14 protein-coding genes and 2 pseudogenes are annotated in these 14658 nt (G+C 70.5%); 6 read left to right on the top strand and 10 right to left on the bottom strand.

Annotation, left to right across the window (positions count from 1 at the left end; translation table 11 throughout):
* Positions 1-164 precede the first annotated feature (164 nt).
* From ABZ919_RS29815 to ABZ919_RS29830, 4 genes are all read right to left on the bottom strand, one after another.
* Positions 165-1295 (bottom strand): hypothetical protein, encoded by a 1131-nt coding sequence (locus tag ABZ919_RS29815; RefSeq protein WP_361253878.1) that lies wholly within the window; start codon positions 1293-1295, stop codon positions 165-167.
* Between the two features lie 181 nt (positions 1296-1476).
* The gene (locus ABZ919_RS29820) at positions 1477-2610 is read right to left on the bottom strand and encodes an Mrp/NBP35 family ATP-binding protein (protein WP_361253654.1); all 1134 of its coding nucleotides are present in this window, start codon (positions 2608-2610) and stop codon (positions 1477-1479) included.
* A gap of 43 nt (positions 2611-2653) precedes the next feature.
* Positions 2654-3256 (bottom strand): DUF1003 domain-containing protein, encoded by a 603-nt coding sequence (locus ABZ919_RS29825; protein ID WP_361253656.1) that lies wholly within the window; start codon positions 3254-3256, stop codon positions 2654-2656.
* Positions 3246-4535, bottom strand: coding sequence for a CBS domain-containing protein (locus tag ABZ919_RS29830; RefSeq protein WP_361253658.1), 1290 nt, complete (start codon positions 4533-4535; stop codon positions 3246-3248). The genes ABZ919_RS29825 and ABZ919_RS29830 overlap by 11 nt, the downstream gene beginning before the upstream one ends.
* Positions 4536-4761: 226 nt before the next feature.
* Here ABZ919_RS29830 and ABZ919_RS29835 point away from each other — a divergent pair, with 226 nt between their 5' ends.
* Positions 4762-5508 (top strand): hypothetical protein, encoded by a 747-nt coding sequence (locus ABZ919_RS29835; RefSeq protein WP_361253660.1) that lies wholly within the window; start codon positions 4762-4764, stop codon positions 5506-5508.
* Between the two features lie 16 nt (positions 5509-5524).
* Here the strand turns inward: ABZ919_RS29835 and ABZ919_RS29840 are convergent, their stop codons facing one another.
* Complete coding sequence (locus ABZ919_RS29840) at positions 5525-6043, bottom strand: hypothetical protein (RefSeq protein WP_361253662.1); 519 nt, start codon at positions 6041-6043, stop codon at positions 5525-5527.
* A 24-nt stretch (positions 6044-6067) separates the two neighbouring features.
* Positions 6068-7189, bottom strand: a complete 1122-nt coding sequence (locus ABZ919_RS29845) for a magnesium and cobalt transport protein CorA (protein ID WP_361253663.1) — start codon at positions 7187-7189, stop codon at positions 6068-6070.
* A gap of 513 nt (positions 7190-7702) precedes the next feature.
* On the opposite strand from ABZ919_RS29845, the gene ABZ919_RS29850 reads away from it, so the two are divergent.
* Entirely contained in the window at positions 7703-8287 is a 585-nt protein-coding gene (locus ABZ919_RS29850; RefSeq protein ID WP_361253665.1) for a suppressor of fused domain protein, read from the top strand.
* A gap of 41 nt (positions 8288-8328) precedes the next feature.
* On the opposite strand, the pseudogene ABZ919_RS29855 reads toward ABZ919_RS29850, so the two are convergent.
* Positions 8329-9333 (bottom strand): annotated as a pseudogene (locus tag ABZ919_RS29855) (MFS transporter); the annotation flags it as partial.
* Between the two features lie 111 nt (positions 9334-9444).
* Here ABZ919_RS29855 and ABZ919_RS29860 point away from each other — a divergent pair.
* The 3 genes from ABZ919_RS29860 (at position 9445) to ABZ919_RS29870 (ending at position 11894) form a co-directional block, all read left to right on the top strand.
* On the top strand, positions 9445-10086 hold the full coding sequence (locus ABZ919_RS29860; RefSeq protein WP_361253667.1) for a DUF6758 family protein: 642 nt from the start codon (positions 9445-9447) through the stop codon (positions 10084-10086).
* Positions 10087-10273: 187 nt separating this feature from the next.
* Positions 10274-11131: a PHP domain-containing protein gene (locus ABZ919_RS29865; RefSeq protein WP_361253669.1), complete on the top strand. Its 858-nt coding sequence runs from the start codon at positions 10274-10276 to the stop codon at positions 11129-11131.
* A 157-nt stretch (positions 11132-11288) separates the two neighbouring features.
* Complete coding sequence (locus ABZ919_RS29870) at positions 11289-11894, top strand: MarC family protein (protein ID WP_361253671.1); 606 nt, start codon at positions 11289-11291, stop codon at positions 11892-11894.
* Positions 11895-11960: 66 nt separating this feature from the next.
* Here ABZ919_RS29870 and ABZ919_RS29875 read toward each other — a convergent pair whose 3' ends face one another.
* Complete coding sequence (locus ABZ919_RS29875) at positions 11961-12113, bottom strand: hypothetical protein (RefSeq protein ID WP_351608354.1); 153 nt, start codon at positions 12111-12113, stop codon at positions 11961-11963.
* A 206-nt stretch (positions 12114-12319) separates the two neighbouring features.
* Here ABZ919_RS29875 and ABZ919_RS29880 point away from each other — a divergent pair, with 206 nt between their 5' ends.
* On the top strand, positions 12320-13225 hold the full coding sequence (locus tag ABZ919_RS29880; RefSeq protein ID WP_361253880.1) for an NYN domain-containing protein: 906 nt from the start codon (positions 12320-12322) through the stop codon (positions 13223-13225).
* Positions 13226-13275: 50 nt separating this feature from the next.
* On the opposite strand, the gene ABZ919_RS29885 is transcribed toward ABZ919_RS29880, so the two are convergent.
* Positions 13276-14148, bottom strand: a complete 873-nt coding sequence (locus tag ABZ919_RS29885; RefSeq protein ID WP_361253673.1) for an alpha/beta fold hydrolase — start codon at positions 14146-14148, stop codon at positions 13276-13278.
* A 192-nt stretch (positions 14149-14340) separates the two neighbouring features.
* Positions 14341-14658 (bottom strand): annotated as a pseudogene (locus tag ABZ919_RS29890) (ATP-dependent helicase); the annotation flags it as partial.

The following is a 14658-nucleotide window of genomic DNA, read 5'->3' on the forward strand; positions in this document are numbered from 1 at the left end:
GGATGGAACGGTGGTTCTGCCGCCGGCCCGCCAGGCGGAGCTTCGGCGCTCCGGCGGCGTGCCGTGCGGGTCCCCGTCAGGCCCCGAGGCGAAACGACCCTTTATCGATCGATAAGCCGATTTTTCGCACCCGAACGGCCACCGACCGAAGACGCATCTCCGACTCAGGTCACCAGCTGGTCACCGTCGTCCTCGAGCATGCGGCGACGTTCCTGTTCGCGCTTGGAGTAGGCGGCTGCCCGGATCGCCTCGTCGCTCTCCAGGCCCGATCCCAGCGCGCCGCCCACCGTGGCGATCGAAGCGACGAACCAGGGCAGCGTCCAGTATTCCGTGGCGTGCAGCGGGGTTCGTGTCATGGAGGCGAAGACTCGGCCGTTGAGGATGAAGAGCGCCCACACGAAGTTGATGACCAGCAAACCCGCGTAGCAGACGATCACCCCGATGCCGACGGTGACGACCGTCGAGGCGTTGTAGAGAACCGCCCTCTTCCTCGCCTCCGGCGAAACCTCATCCGTTCGATGCCACAGGTGCGCGTCCACGATCAGCCAGCCGATCATGAGCGCGACAGACCCGACCATGGCGATCACGAGGCGCGGCGTACTCAGGCCCGCGGACAGGCTCCAGAGGGTGGAGTCCACGGTGGCGACCGCGCCCGTGGCGAGTGCGGCCGCCAGGGCTTTCGACAGACCCGGTACCAGCCGCCACGGCTGGTTGGCGCGGACCATACCGAAGAGCACCCTCAGGTAACCGCGCGGTCCGCTGACGACGTACCGGAGATCAGCGCACTCCTCCTCACCGATCGGGCCAGGGTGAACGGGCGCAAGACGACTGGTGAAACGTCCCAACGGCGGCTGACGCTGCGGGGGTTCCTCAGCCCCAGTGGCTCGCGGACTCGCCAAGCTGAGAACGGCCTCTTCCACCGCCCGCAGGGCCCTTGTCTCAAAACGCAGGCCCCCCAGCGAGGGAAGGGACAGCAGCGCCAGCCCGTGTTCATGACTCAGATCCACCACGAGCTTGCGCCCGTGCGAGTGCAGCGGAAGGTCGGTGAGGGCCACGACGATGTCCCAACTTTCCGCACGCCCGCGGTCCATGATCCGGCGCGTCAACGTGGACAGGTCCTCGGTCCCTGCGGTGAAGGGTTCACTGACCACCTCGACGTCGAACCGTCGTCTCTGGCCTGACCTGTCGGCGAGCCGAGCAGGCAGCACCCGGGCCATGCGCTGCGCGATCTCCGTCGGTGTGTCCGGATCCGCCAGGAGAGTCACGGCCGTGACGCCCTGCGACGACTCCCGCATGACCGGACCCCTACTCGTCGGCTGCCCCGCGATCACCAGTGTCTCCAGGATGCCTCCGAGGCAACGTCGGTGCCCCCTGACACGCTGGCCCCCGTCGGGGGCGAACAAGGACAGACACAACGGCTCCGCCGCTGGTCAAACGGTCGACCAAGGACGGAGCCGCAGATCGCAGACGGCGATGTCAGAACTTGTTCTTCGGCGTGATCCCCAGCGACAGGCCCGACAGGCCCCGCTGCCGGCCGCCCAGCTTTCCGGCGATCGCCTTCAGTGCGCTGCCCGCCGGGGAGTCGGGGTCGGTCAGGACCACCGGCTTGCCCTCGTCGCCGCCCTCGCGCAGACGGACGTCGATCGGGATGTTGCCGAGGACCGGGACCGTCGTACCGGTGGTGCGGGTCAGGCCGTCGGCGACCAGCTGGCCGCCGCCCGTGCCGAAGACGTCGACCATCTCGCCGCAGTGCGGGCAGGGCAGGCCGGACATGTTCTCGACCACGCCGACGATCTTCTGGTGGGTCTGTACGGCGATGGAGCCCGCGCGCTCGGCGACCTCGGCCGCCGCCTGCTGAGGCGTCGTCACGACCAGGATCTCGGCGTTCGGGATCAGCTGGGCGACGGAGATCGCGATGTCACCGGTGCCGGGCGGCAGGTCCAGGAGCAGGACGTCGAGGTCGCCCCAGTACACGTCCGCCAGGAACTGCTGGAGGGCGCGGTGGAGCATCGGGCCGCGCCAGACGACCGGGGCGTTGCCCGGAGTGAACATGCCGATGGAGATGACCTTCACGCCGTTCGCGGACGGCGGCATGATCATGTTCTCGACCTGGGTGGGACGGCCGTCCGCGCCCAGCATCCGCGGCACGCTGTGGCCGTAGATGTCGGCGTCGACGACGCCCACCTTGAGGCCGTCGGCGGCCATGGCGGCCGCCAGGTTCACCGTCACCGAGGACTTGCCGACGCCGCCCTTGCCGGAGGCGACCGCGTAGACGCGGGTGAGGTTGCCGGGCTTGGCGAACGGGACCTCACGCTCGGCCTGGCCGCCGCGCAGGGCGGCCGCAAGCTCCTTGCGCTGCTCGTCGCTCATCACGTCGAGCGTGACGTCGACGCGGGTGACGCCCTCGACCCGGGAGACCGCCTCGGTGACGCGCTGGGTGATCGTGTCGCGCATCGGGCAGCCTGAGACCGTCAGGTACACGGTGACCGCGACCGCGCCGTCATCCCCGATCTCCACCGATTTGACCATCCCCAGTTCGGTGATGGGTCGGTTGATCTCGGGGTCGTTCACCGTCGCCAGTGCCTCATGCACCGCGTCTTCCGTAGCCATAAGGACGATGGTACGGCGCGCCGAGGGGCGTCCGGGATGCCCCTCAGCGGTCGTCTGTGTCACGTCCCGGGGAACGATCTGACCGTTCCGCCGGGAATACGACATGCCCATCGTGATGCCGTCGGTGCTCCAGCTCCTTGACCATGTCCTGCAGCTCCGAGCGGATCCAGTCGCGGGTCGCGACCTCGCCCAGGCCCATGCGCAGCGCGGCGATCTCCCGCGTCAGGTACTCGGTGTCGGCGATGGACCGCTCGTTCTGCTTGCGGTCCTGCTCCAGGTTGACCCGGTCGCGGTCGTCCTGCCGGTTCTGCGCGAGCAGGATCAGCGGGGCCGCGTAGGAGGCCTGCAGGGACAGCGCCAGGGTGAGGAAGATGAAGGGGTATTCGTCGAAGCGCAGGTGGCGCGGCGCGGCGATGTTCCACAGCACCCACACGATGATGACGGCCGTCATCCAGACGATGAAGCGTCCCGTTCCCAGGAAGCGCGCGATCTTCTCCGACAGCCGGCCGAAGGCCTCCGGATCCCACTCGGGCAGCACCCGGCGGCGCGGCGGGCGCGGCTGGTCCAGGCGCGGCGCACGGGGCCGGCCCGCGGCCGTGGCGCCGGCCGGGGTGCGCTCACGGGTGCTCTCTCGCTCAGGAGCCATGTGCGGCCGCCCCCTCTCCCTCGTCCAGGTGGAACTCGGTCTCCCGCCAGTCCTCCGGGAGCATGTGGTCCAGTACGTCGTCCACGGTCACCGCGCCCAGCAACGACCCGGACTCGTCGACCACGGGTGCCGCCACCATGTCGTACGTGGCGAAGAAACCGGCGATGACGGGCAGCGCGGCGTCCGGCGCCAGGGTCTGCAGGTCGTCGTCGACGAGCGAGCTGACCAGGGTGTACGGGGGGTCGCGCAGCAGCCGCTGGAAGTGCACCGTGCCCAGGTACTTGCCGGTCGGGGTCTCGTCGGGCGGGCGGCAGACGTAGACCTGGGCGGCGAGCGCGGGGGAGAGGTCGGGGTTGCGGACCCGGGCGAGTGCGTCGGCGACCGTGGCGTCCGGGCGCAGCACGATCGGCTCGGTGGTCATCAGACCGCCGGCCGTGTGCTCCTCGTACGACATCAGGCGCCGCATGTCGGCCGCGTCGGCGGGCTGCATCAGGCTCAGCAGCCGCTCCTTGTCCGCCTCGGGCAGCTCGGACAGCAGGTCGGCCGCGTCGTCGGGGTCCATGGCCTCCAGGACGTCCGCCGCGCGCTCCTCCTTCAGTTTGCCGAGGATCTCGATCTGGTCGTCCTCCGGGAGCTCTTCGAGCACGTCGGCCAGCCGGTCGTCGTCCAGGGCGGCGGCGACCTCGGCGCGCCGCTTGGCGGAGAGGTGGTGCAGGACGTTGGCGAGGTCGGCGGGGCGCAACTGCTCGAAGGTGGCCAGCAGGCTCTCGGCGCCCTGCCCTTGCTCCTCCAGCGAGAAGCCGGTGACGGCCGACCACTCGGCGGTCAGCGTCTCGCCCTTGGCCCGCCGGAACGCGCCGCCCTTCCTGCCCTTGCGGACGAAGACGCGGTCGACCTCCCAGTCCCGGCGGGCGGGCAGCTGCTGCACGGACACGTCGAGGACGGTGACCTGCTCGCCGGTCTCCACCAGGGTCACGCGGCGGTCCAGCAGTTCGCCGAAGACCAGGCGTTCGGTGGGCCGCTGCTCGAAACGCCGGACGTTCATCACGCCGGTGATGATGACCTGCCCCGACTCGACGCCGGTGACCCGGGTCATGGGCAGGAAGATACGGCGCCGGGTGGCCAGTTCGACGACCAGTCCCAGCACCCGCGGGGGCCTGCGGCCCACACGCAGCATCACGACCAGGTCGCGTACGCGGCCGACCTGGTCGCCGCTCGGATCGAAGACGGGGACCCCCGCGAGGTGCGAGACGAAGATCCGGGGGGCGCCGGCTGCCATGGCTCTGCTTCCTCTGCTGACGTGGCCTGGGAATCGCCCTTTGCTCGGGTGTTCCGCTTTCTTTGTGAATTGCTCGGATTTGCCCGCTCGGGTGCGCTTCAGGCTAGCCCGTACCGGTCGGATACGCCCTGGTGGGGGGTCCGGACGGACCGACTCCGCCGAGTGGCCGGGGCACCGGTACGCTGCGGTCCACCGCTCAGGAACCCTCAGAGAGGCGACCCCACCTGTGACTGCGATTCCCCAGGGCCGTACCCGCCGGGCCGCGCTGGTGACCGCGATCTGCGCCTGCGCCGTGACGGGGACGGCGGTGCTGAGCGGGTGCGACGGCGACCCGGACGCGGGGACGAACGGCGTGGGCAAACTGCCCGCCGCCACCATCCAGGCGAAGACCCGGGCGGCCGCCCAGGGGGCACCGGCGGTACGGCTGTCCGGGACCGTGGTCACCAGCGGCCGGACGTACCAGTTGGACATGCGGCTGAAGGCCGACGGCGGCACCGGGTCGGTGACCTCGAAGGGGGCGACCTTCAAGTTGCTGCGGGTCGGGAAGCAGCTGTATCTGAAGGCCGACGCGGACTTCTGGAACCAGGCCGGCGGCAACGACGGCGGCGAGGGCGCGGGCGGGAAGCTGAACGGCAAGTACGTGAAGGTGCCGCAGGACGACCCCGCGTACAAGAAGTTCAGCGGCTTCACGGACAAGGACGTCCTCCTCGACGGACTGCTCACCCTGCACGGCGCGCTGGCCACGGACGGCCACCACGACGACGCGGGTACCCCCACCATCCGCATCACCGGCGACAAGGGCTCCGGCGGCACACTGGACGTCTCCCTGCAGGGGCAGCCGTATCCCTTGCGCCTGGTCCGCGCCGGCGGCGCGGGGACCCTCAGCTTCTCCGACTGGGGTAAGGACTTCACCGTGGCCGGCCCTGCGAAGGGTGAGACGGTGGATTACGGCCGGCAGCTGCCGACGTCCTAGTTCGAGCGGGACGCCGTCATCGCCGTCGTTTGCGGCGCTTGGCGAGAAGTTTCGGCAGACCCGCGGGTACCGGTCTCCGCGTGGTCGCCGGAGTCGGAACCGGAGGCTCGGCCAAGCTGCTGTCGGGCAACGGCGCCACCGACCCGGCCGGAGCCAGGCGCAGCACCCTGCACTCGCGGGACCAGCGGGCCGGCATCTCCTCGCCGTCGGGGGCGTTCAGCCGCTTTCCCTTCAGCTCGGCTACGGCCGCCTCCCACTCCGCGGAGCCGGCGGGCAGCTCGGCCACCGTCGCGGCGAACGTCACCAGCCGGCCGCCCTTGTCCTTGCTGCGCACGGTCACCTCGGCGGTGCCCCCGTCGACCAGCCCCTGAAGCGGCTGCTCCCCGGGCCCGTCGCCGACCAGGCACACCGCGCCCTCGTGCCACACGTGCCACAGCGCACGCGCGGCCGAGGCATCCGCGCCCCTGACCCAGATCAGGCCGGACTTCTTCGAGGCCTCCTCGATGAGGGCCCGGTCGAGCAGCTCGCTTGTCATGCGCCCAGCCTATCCAGCGCCCGCTCACAGCCAGCCGTTGCGCTTCAGCGTGCGGTGGATGCCGAGACAGATGACGACCGTGATGCCCATGATCACCGGGTAGCCGAACTTCCAGTGCAGCTCCGGCATGTACTTGAAGTTCATGCCGTAGACACCGCACACCATCGTCGGCACGGCGATGATCGCGGCCCAGGCGGTGATCTTGCGCATGTCCTCGTTCTGCGCGACGGACGCCTGCGCGAGGTTGGCCTGGAGGATGGAGTTGAGGAGTTCGTCGAAGCCCAGCACCTGCTCCTGGACCCGGGCGAGGTGGTCGGCGACGTCCCGGAAGTACTTCTGGATGTCCGGGTCGATCAGCCGCATCGGCCGCTCGCTCAGCAGCTGCATCGGCCGCAGCAGCGGGGCCACCGCGCGCTTGAACTCCATTACCTCGCGCTTGAGTTGGTAGATCCGCGCCGAGTCCACACCGCGGGAGACCCCGCCCCGGCCCGGCGAGAAGACCTCGGTCTCCACCTCGTCGATGTCGTCCTGCACCGCGTCGGCGACCGCGATGTAACCGTCCACCACGTGGTCGGCGATGGCGTGCAGCACCGCCGAGGGACCCTTGGCCAGCAGCTCCGGGTCGTCCTGGAGGTGGTGGCGCAGCGCGCGCAGGGATCCCTGGCCGCCGTGCCGGACGGTGATGAAGAAGTCCCGGCCGGTGAAGCACATGACCTCGCCGGTCTCCACGACCTCGCTGTTGGCGGTCAGCCGGTCGTGCTCGACGTAGTGGATGGTCTTGAAGACCGTGAAGAGCGAGTCGTCGTACCGCTCCAGCTTGGGCCGCTGGTGCGCCTGCACCGCGTCCTCCACGGCCAGCGGGTGGAGCCCGAACTCGCCGGCGATACCGGCGAATTCGGCCTCGGTCGGCTCGTGCAGACCGATCCACACGAAGCCGCCGTCGCGCCGCACCAGCCGCATCGCCTCGTGCGGGCTGAGCGGCTTGGCGCTGGCGACGCGGGCACCGTCCCGGTAGACGGCGCAGTCCACGACGGCCGAGGGCGTGGCGGGGTCACGGGTGGTGTCGTACGACGACGTCCCCGTGTCCTTGCGCAGCGGGACGCGGGACGGACGGACCACGGCGCGCAGGTCGCGGATCATCGACATGGGCAGGCTCCTTCGCGACAGGCAACGAAAGACCGCCGGCGACGGGTGGAACTACCCGGAATGGGGACGTCCTGACAAGGCGTCTCCGCCCTTGGGGCAAGGGAGGATGTTTGGCACGTCCACAAAGCGGGGAGCACCGCACCGTTGCGGGGCGACTTCGCTACTGATGCAGAACTGATGCGGATCGGGCAGATCGGTCGATCAGACGGATCAGGCAAAGCGAAACGAGTGCTCTTCCGATGGGCGACGCGCACGGGAAGGTGGCAGCAGCCAGCCAGAGAAACAGCCAGTGACTACATCAGCGGGCGGAAGAGCGAGTGGTACTGCACGGTCGACTTCGATCCATGACAGCCCCACCTCCTCCGGCCGGTCCCTCGTAAGGGAGTCTCATCGGCGTCGGGACTCGATAGCGACGCTTCTGCGTGCTGTCCCGAACCACCGGCTCAGCGTAGCAGCCGCCCCATGTGTCAAGGCGCCGCTTTGCCCGCTGCTGACGAGTTCTATGCTCGCCGCATGGTTGATGTTCTTCCTCTGGTCGAGGCACGGTTGACCACCGCGCTGGGCGAACCGGACGGGCGCGCCGCCGTCACCTTCCTCGGCACGGACCGCATCGAGGTGCTCCGGTTCCAGGAGGGCGACGTCCTGCGGTACGCCACCCTCGGCATGTCCGCGCACCCCATGGCCGACCCGACCGCGACGCTCGCCGATCCGGTCAGGGGCCCCCGTGCCGAGCTGGTCCTCTCCGTCCGCGCGGGCCTCGCCGACACCGACAAGGTGCTCCGCCCGCTCGCCGTACTGGCCGCCTCCCCGCAGGTGGAGGGTCTGATCGTGACCCCGGGAGCCTCCCTGGACACCGGGGAGCCGCTGTGGCCCGGCGCCCCCTTCACCTCGGTCCTGGTGGGTGAGCCCGGCGGCCTGGTGGAGGACCTGGAGCTGGACGACCCGATGGAGCCCGTACGGTTCCTGCCCCTGCTGCCGATGACCTCGAACGAGGCCGCCTGGAAGCGGGTGCACGGCGCCCAGGCCCTCCAGGAGCGCTGGCTGGCGAACGGGACGGACCTGAGGGATCCGTCCCGCAGGTCCGTCCCGCTCGGCTGATCCGTCAGTGATCGATCTCACCGAGGCAGGGCCGGCACCGGTCAGTTGGCGAGGACGCCGGCCCCGTCCTCGGCCAGTGCCTCCGCCTCGTGGGCGAGGGCCCGGCGCCGTACGACGACCACGGCCGCGCCCAGCACCGCGGTGACCGCGGCGACCACGAAGGGGATGTGGATGTCGCTCCACTCCTCGATCTTCGGCGCGAAGTAGGGCGCGTCGGCGGCCGCGAACCAGCGGACGAAGTTGTAGCCCGCGCTCGCCACCGGGCGCGGCGCGTCCGACACACCGAGGGCCGGCTCCGTGTAGACGGTGTTGTTCACGCCGATGAACGCGCCGGACAGAACCGTGCAGACGATCGCGGTGGTGTGGTCGCCGTAGCCGAGGGCCGGCACGTCCACGGCGAGCAATACCAGCGAGCCGCCGAGCGCCTTCAGCGAGCCGAACCGCTTCTGCATGCGTGGCGCCACGATCACCGAGAAGACCGCGAGCAGCGCGCCCCAGCCGAAGAACACCGCGCCGGCCCGGTACGGGGTCATGTCCAGCACGAACGGCGTGAAGGCCAGCACCGTGAAGAACGTGTAGTTGTAGAAGAACGCCGAGACCGCCGCCGGGGCCAGGCCGCCGTGGCCGAGCGCCCGGATCGGGTCGAGCACCGAGGTCTTGCGGGCCGGCTTCGGTTGCTCCTTCAGGAACGCCGTGATGCACAGGAAGCCGATCGCCATCAGCGTGGCCGTCCCGAAGAAGGGGTAGCGCCAGCTGATGTTGCCGAGGGTCGCGCCGAGCAGTGGGCCGCAGGCCATGCCGAGGCCGAGCGCGGACTCGTACAGCAGGATCGCCGCCGCGCTGCCGCCGGCCGCCGCGCCGACGATGACGGCGAGGGCGGTGGAGACGAAGAGCGCGTTGCCGAGGCCCCAGCCGGCCCGGAAGGCGACCAGCCGGCCGACGCTGTCCGAGGTGCCGGCGAGACCGGCGAACACGACCACGAGGGCGAGGCCGGACAACAGGGTCCTGCGGCCGCCGATGCGGCTGGAGACCAAGCCGGCCAGTAAGTTAGGACATCTAATTAATGCAAACAGCAACTAGTTCTGCCCGGAGAGGGTTCCGGCCGGACGGGTGATCGTCCTTGACGTGGGCGGGCGGGGGTAGGACCGTGGAGCCCTATGAGGGGCGAACCCAGTTGCCCGAGGTGCGGTGGCCGGGTCAGGGCGCCCGGCCTCTTCGCCGATGCGTGGCAGTGCGATGTGCACGGCACGGTGTATCCGCTTCAGCCCGTGATCCCGCCCAGCGTCGAGGCCCTCGCTGCCGTCGTGCACCGCACGCACGTCCCGCTGTGGATGCCCTGGCCGCTGCCGGTCGGCTGGCTCTTCACGGGCGTGGCCTACGCGGGTGACGACCGCAGCGGCGGCCGCGCGACCGTCGTCGCCTGCTCCGGACCCGGCCCGCTCGGCGGTCCGGGTGAGCTCATCCTGGTCGCCGAGGAACTGGGCGTGGGCCTCGGCGCGCGGTACGCGGGCATCGACGGCCCGGATCCGGGGTCGTACATGAACATCGAGAAGCCGCCCGAGGCCAAGGTCCTGGCCGCAGGCCGGCCGACCCCGCTCTGGCACGTCTACCGCACCCCCGACGACCGTGCGGTCTTCGCCGGCGAGGCGCTCGGGATGTGGCTGTGGGCGGTGATGTGGCCCGAACAGTCCGGCCTGCTCATGTACGACGAGCTGGTGCTGACGGATCTGCGGGACGCGGGGGCGGAGCTGGATCTGGTGCCCTTCGGGGCGTTGTCACCACGCTTGCTCCGGCCGTGACGCCCACCGCGGTGGTGGTCCTGTGCGGCGGCGGGTGCGGTGTTTCGTGGTCGCTCGCGCGGTTCACCGCGCCCCTCGGGTCGGTGCGGTAAAGGGTGCTTGCGGTGTTCGGGTGTGACAGTGGGGCTCCGAAACACCGCTATCCTTAGGTGTCCCCCGCCCGTAGCCGTCACCGTCTGGAGTTTCCGTGCGCATCGACCTGCACTGTCACTCCACGGCCTCCGACGGTACGGACACCCCCGCCGAGCTGGTGCGCCATGCCGCCGTTGCCGGGCTGGACGTCGTCGCGCTGACCGACCACGACACCACCCGCGGGTACGCCGGGGCGATCGCCGCGCTGCCCGAGGGCCTGACCCTGGTCACCGGCGCCGAGCTGTCCTGCCGTGTCGACGGCATCTCCATGCACATGCTGGCCTACCTCTTCGATCCCGCGGAGCCCGCCCTGCTCGCCGAGCGTGAGCTGGTGCGGGACGACCGGGTGCCGCGGGCCAAGGGCATGATCGCCAAGCTGAACGCGCTGGGTGTGCCGGTCACCTGGGCGCAGGTCGAGCGGATCGCGGTCGGCGGTTCCGTGGGGCGCCCGCATGTCGCCACGGCGCTGGTCGAGCTGGGCGTCGTACCCACGGTGAGCGACGCGTTCACCGAGGAGTGGCTGGCCGACGGCGGCCGGGCCTTCGTCGAGAAGCACGAGACGGACCCCTTCGAGGCGATCCGGCTGGTCAAGAACGCCGGTGGCGTCTGTGTGTTCGCGCACCCGGCCGCGGCCAAGCGCGGGCGTACGGTCCCTGAGGCCCGTATCGCTCAGCTGGCCGAAGCCGGCCTGGACGGCATCGAGGTCGACCACATGGACCACGACGCCGACGCGCGCGACCGGCTGCGAGGCCTGGCGAAGGACCTGGACCTGCTGGTCACGGGCTCCTCGGACTACCACGGCAGCCGCAAGACCGTGACCTTGGGTGCGTACACGACCGACCCCGAGGTGTACGGCGAGATCACGCGGCGGGCCACCGGGGCGTTTCCCGTGCCGGGGACCGGCGGGGCCTGAGGCCGGACCGCCTCACCCGGACCGCCCGGACCGCCTCACCCGAGGGCCTCACTCGAGCCGCCTCACCTCACCGGGGCCGGACCGTCTCTTCGGATGCCGGACCGGTTCACCGACTCACGCCCGTATCACTTCTTTCCGCAAGGCCTGCTGCATCCCCATGTTCGACATCGCCGTCTTCGGCTCCCTGTTCCTGACCCTCTTCGTCATCATGGATCCCCCAGGGATCACCCCGATCTTCCTCGCACTGACCGCCGGGCGCCCGGCCAAGGTGCAGAAGCGGATGGCCTTCCAGGCCGTCTGCGTGGCCGGCGGGGTCATCGCCACCTTCGGCGTGCTGGGCCACCAGATCCTCGACTACCTGCACGTCTCCGTCCCCGCGCTGATGATCGCGGGCGGTCTGCTGCTTCTGCTGATCGCGCTGGACCTGCTCACCGGCAAGACCGACGAGCCGAAGCAGACCAAGGACGTGAACGTGGCGCTGGTGCCGCTGGGGATGCCGCTGCTGGCGGGTCCCGGTGCGATCGTGTCGGTGATCCTGGCCGTGCAGAGGGCCGACAGTGTGGCCACGCAGATCTCGGTGTGGTCCGCGATCCTCGCGATCCATGTCGTGCTGTGGCTGGTGATGCGCTACTCGCTGCTGATCATCCGGGTCATCAGAGACGGCGGCGTCGTCCTGGTGACGCGGCTCGCGGGCATGATGCTCTCCGCGATCGCCGTGCAGCAGATCATCAACGGGATCACTCAGGTGATCCGGGGGAGCTGACCCCTCGTCGGTTCGGCTCCCCCGGAAAGCTTGAGTGACGCGCCGCGCGTGCGCGTTGTGTGCGCGTTACGAGGCCTGGGCCTCGGCCGGGCGGATCCACAGGCGCTGTCCGATGGCGGCGGCCTGCTGAACGATCCTGTTGACGGAGGCGGCGTCCACGACGGTGCTGTCCACGGTGGTGCCGTCGACCTCGTCGAGTCGCATGATTTCGAAGCGCATGGGCTTCTCCCTTCGTCTGGTCATCCTCCTGCGGAGAACTGCTTGTGCGCCGGATGTGTATCCGGTCTCGCACTGAGTCAACGTGCTGTCCGGTGCAAACATTCCCTACGCTAAGGAAATTTTTCGAACGTCTAATTACTGACCGGTGAGCCGAGTACGCCGGACCGACCGGGACCGGTTGTGTTCGCAGCGTGACGGCCGGGACAATGGAGGCGATGAACGACGACCTGGCGGCCCTGGGCGCCCGCATCGACCGCACGAACGAGCTGCTGGAACGCATGCTCGCCGAGGTGGCGAAGACGCCCTCCACCCACGCGATCTTCGTCGACGCGGGTTACCTGTACGCGGCAGCGGGCCGACTGGTCGCGGGGACGGAGGACCGCCGGGCCTTCGACCTGGACGCCGAGGGCCTGATCGAGGCCCTGATCGACCGGGCCCGCTCGGTCTTCGCGGACAGCCGGCTGTTGCGCGTCTACTGGTACGACGGCGCCCGCCGCCGCATCCACACCGCCGAGCAGCAGTCCATCGCCGAACTGCCCGACGTCAAGGTCCGGCTGGGCAACCTCAACGCGAACAACCAGCAGAAGGGCGTCGATTCGCTGATCCGCAGCGACCTGGAATCACTGGCACGGCACCGCGCGATCAGCGACGCGGCCCTGCTCGGCGGCGACGAGGACCTGGTCTCCGCGGTCGAGGCGGCGCAGGGCTACGGCGCCCGCGTCCATCTGTGGGGCATCGAGGCACCCGAGGGCCGCAACCAGGCCGAGCCGCTGCTGTGGGAGGTCGACAGCCAGCGCACCCTCGACCTGGAATTCTTCAAGCCGTACGTCTCCCGCCGCACCGCCGCCGTCTTCGAGGCCACCGCCGGTGCCCGCCCCACCCGCGACGACGTCCGCTTCGTCGGTGCCCAGATCGCGGCGAAGTGGCTGGCCGCGCGGGGCCGTGCATCCCTGGTGGAACTCCTCCCCGGCCACCCCTACCTGCCCGGCTCCGTCGACCAGGACCTCCTGGTCGAGGCCGAGGGCCTGCTCCAGTACTCCCTGCGCGGCCAGGCCGACCTCCGCCGCGCCCTCAGAGACGGATTCTGGGAGCATCTGCAGACGCAGTACTAGCGCTGCTCTTGCGGGGACGGGGCGCCGGCCGTCCGCGGGCAGCCCCGGCTTCAGACGGCCGCGTCCCAGAAGCCGGCGATCGCGCGGGCCGTGGCGAGGGGCTGGTCGGTGTTGGGGGAGTGCTCGGCGGTCTCGATCACCGTGCGCCGTGCGGCCAGCCGTACCGCCATGTCGTCCAGCAGGGGCAGCGGCCACGTGTCGTCCTGGGCGCCGGACAGGACGTGGAACGGCAGCGGCAGGGCGGCCAGTTCCGCGACGCGGTCCGGCTCCGTGCACAACTGACGTCCGGTGGCGACGAGTTGGGCGGGTTTGGTGCCCAGCCAGCGGCGCCGGAGGTCGTCCCGGTCGTCGAGACCGCCGTCCAGCGCCGCCGTTTCGGTCTCCTCGGGCGTCTCCATGGCCCGCATCGCGTCCCACACCTCCGCCATGCTCATCACCGCGAGCGCGTCCCGCAGCAACTTCACGCGCTGCTGCTGGGGTTCCGAGATCTGGGCGGGGCCGGAGGACATGAGGGTCAGCGAGCGGAAAGGCGTGTGGTCGAGCAGCACGGCAGCGCGCGAGATCTGCCCGCCGAGGGAGTGCCCCAGCAGATGCACCGGCTGACCCAGCGCCTCGGCCTGTGCCAGCACGTCCCGCGCCAGCTCCTGCTGTGCGTACGCGGATTCGTCGTTCTCGGGCCCGTCCGACTCGTACTGCCCGCGCCCGTCGACGGCCACCGTCCGGTATCCACGCGCCGCGAGAGGCGCGTGCAGCGGATTGAAGTCCTCCTTGCTGCCGGTGAACCCCGCCAGCAACAGCGCGATCCCGCGGGGCTCGATGCCGTCGGCCACGGGAGCGTCGACGACGGCGAACTCACCGCGGGCGGTCCGCAGCGGGTACGCCCGGGCACCGGGCGGCGGGACGAAGGTGGCGGGCCTGCTCATGGGGAGAGGCTATCGGGCGGGGGAGAACCGTGCGGACACGGGGACGTGGCCGTACGGCCAAGGGCACGGGGCGGGTACGGGGCCGCGAGCGCCACGGCTGCGGGGGACGGGTGCGGGCTGGAACGCAAACGCGACGGCCCGGTCCACCGGAGTGGACCGGGCCGTCGGTGACGGTGTGCCGAAGCGTGCCGATCAGCCTTCGGCGACCTCGACGGCCGCCGCGGTCTTACGGGTGCGGCGCCGCGGCTTGGCCTCCGGCTCGTCGGTGGCCTGCGCCGGAATCTCGGCGGCGACGGCCGCCTTGCGCGTCCGCCGCACCTTGGGCACGGCCACCTCGGTGTCCGCGTCCGCGTCCGCCTCGACGACGGCAGCGGCCGTCTTGCGGGTGCGGCGCGGCTTGGCTTCGGGTGCCTCGGTCGTCTCCGGTGCGGCGGCGGCCTTCTTGCGGGTGCGGCGGGGCTTGGCCTCGGCTTCCGCTTCCGCGTCCGCCTCGACGACGGCGGCGGCCGT

It is taken from the genome of Streptomyces sp. NPDC046759 (assembly GCF_040645475.1).
Taxonomy (GTDB): Bacteria; Actinomycetota; Actinomycetes; order Streptomycetales; family Streptomycetaceae; genus Streptomyces.

What these genes read in the sequence shown, in the direction of transcription:
- ABZ919_RS29875 (WP_351608354.1), bottom strand. Translation starts at nt 12,113, where the DNA reads ATGCGCTTCGAAATCATGCGACTCGACGAGGTCGACGGCACCACCGTG.
- ABZ919_RS29850 (WP_361253665.1), top strand. Translation starts at nt 7,703, where the DNA reads ATGGTTGATGTTCTTCCTCTGGTCGAGGCACGGTTGACCACCGCGCTG.
- ABZ919_RS29815 (WP_361253878.1), bottom strand. Translation starts at nt 1,295, where the DNA reads ATGCGGGAGTCGTCGCAGGGCGTCACGGCCGTGACTCTCCTGGCGGAT.
- ABZ919_RS29880 (WP_361253880.1), top strand. Translation starts at nt 12,320, where the DNA reads ATGGAGGCGATGAACGACGACCTGGCGGCCCTGGGCGCCCGCATCGAC.
- ABZ919_RS29885 (WP_361253673.1), bottom strand. Translation starts at nt 14,148, where the DNA reads ATGAGCAGGCCCGCCACCTTCGTCCCGCCGCCCGGTGCCCGGGCGTAC.
- ABZ919_RS29845 (WP_361253663.1), bottom strand. Translation starts at nt 7,189, where the DNA reads ATGTCGATGATCCGCGACCTGCGCGCCGTGGTCCGTCCGTCCCGCGTC.
- ABZ919_RS29860 (WP_361253667.1), top strand. Translation starts at nt 9,445, where the DNA reads ATGAGGGGCGAACCCAGTTGCCCGAGGTGCGGTGGCCGGGTCAGGGCG.
- ABZ919_RS29825 (WP_361253656.1), bottom strand. Translation starts at nt 3,256, where the DNA reads ATGGCTCCTGAGCGAGAGAGCACCCGTGAGCGCACCCCGGCCGGCGCC.
- ABZ919_RS29840 (WP_361253662.1), bottom strand. Translation starts at nt 6,043, where the DNA reads ATGACAAGCGAGCTGCTCGACCGGGCCCTCATCGAGGAGGCCTCGAAG.
- ABZ919_RS29820 (WP_361253654.1), bottom strand. Translation starts at nt 2,610, where the DNA reads ATGGCTACGGAAGACGCGGTGCATGAGGCACTGGCGACGGTGAACGAC.
- ABZ919_RS29870 (WP_361253671.1), top strand. Translation starts at nt 11,289, where the DNA reads ATGTTCGACATCGCCGTCTTCGGCTCCCTGTTCCTGACCCTCTTCGTC.
- ABZ919_RS29830 (WP_361253658.1), bottom strand. Translation starts at nt 4,535, where the DNA reads ATGGCAGCCGGCGCCCCCCGGATCTTCGTCTCGCACCTCGCGGGGGTC.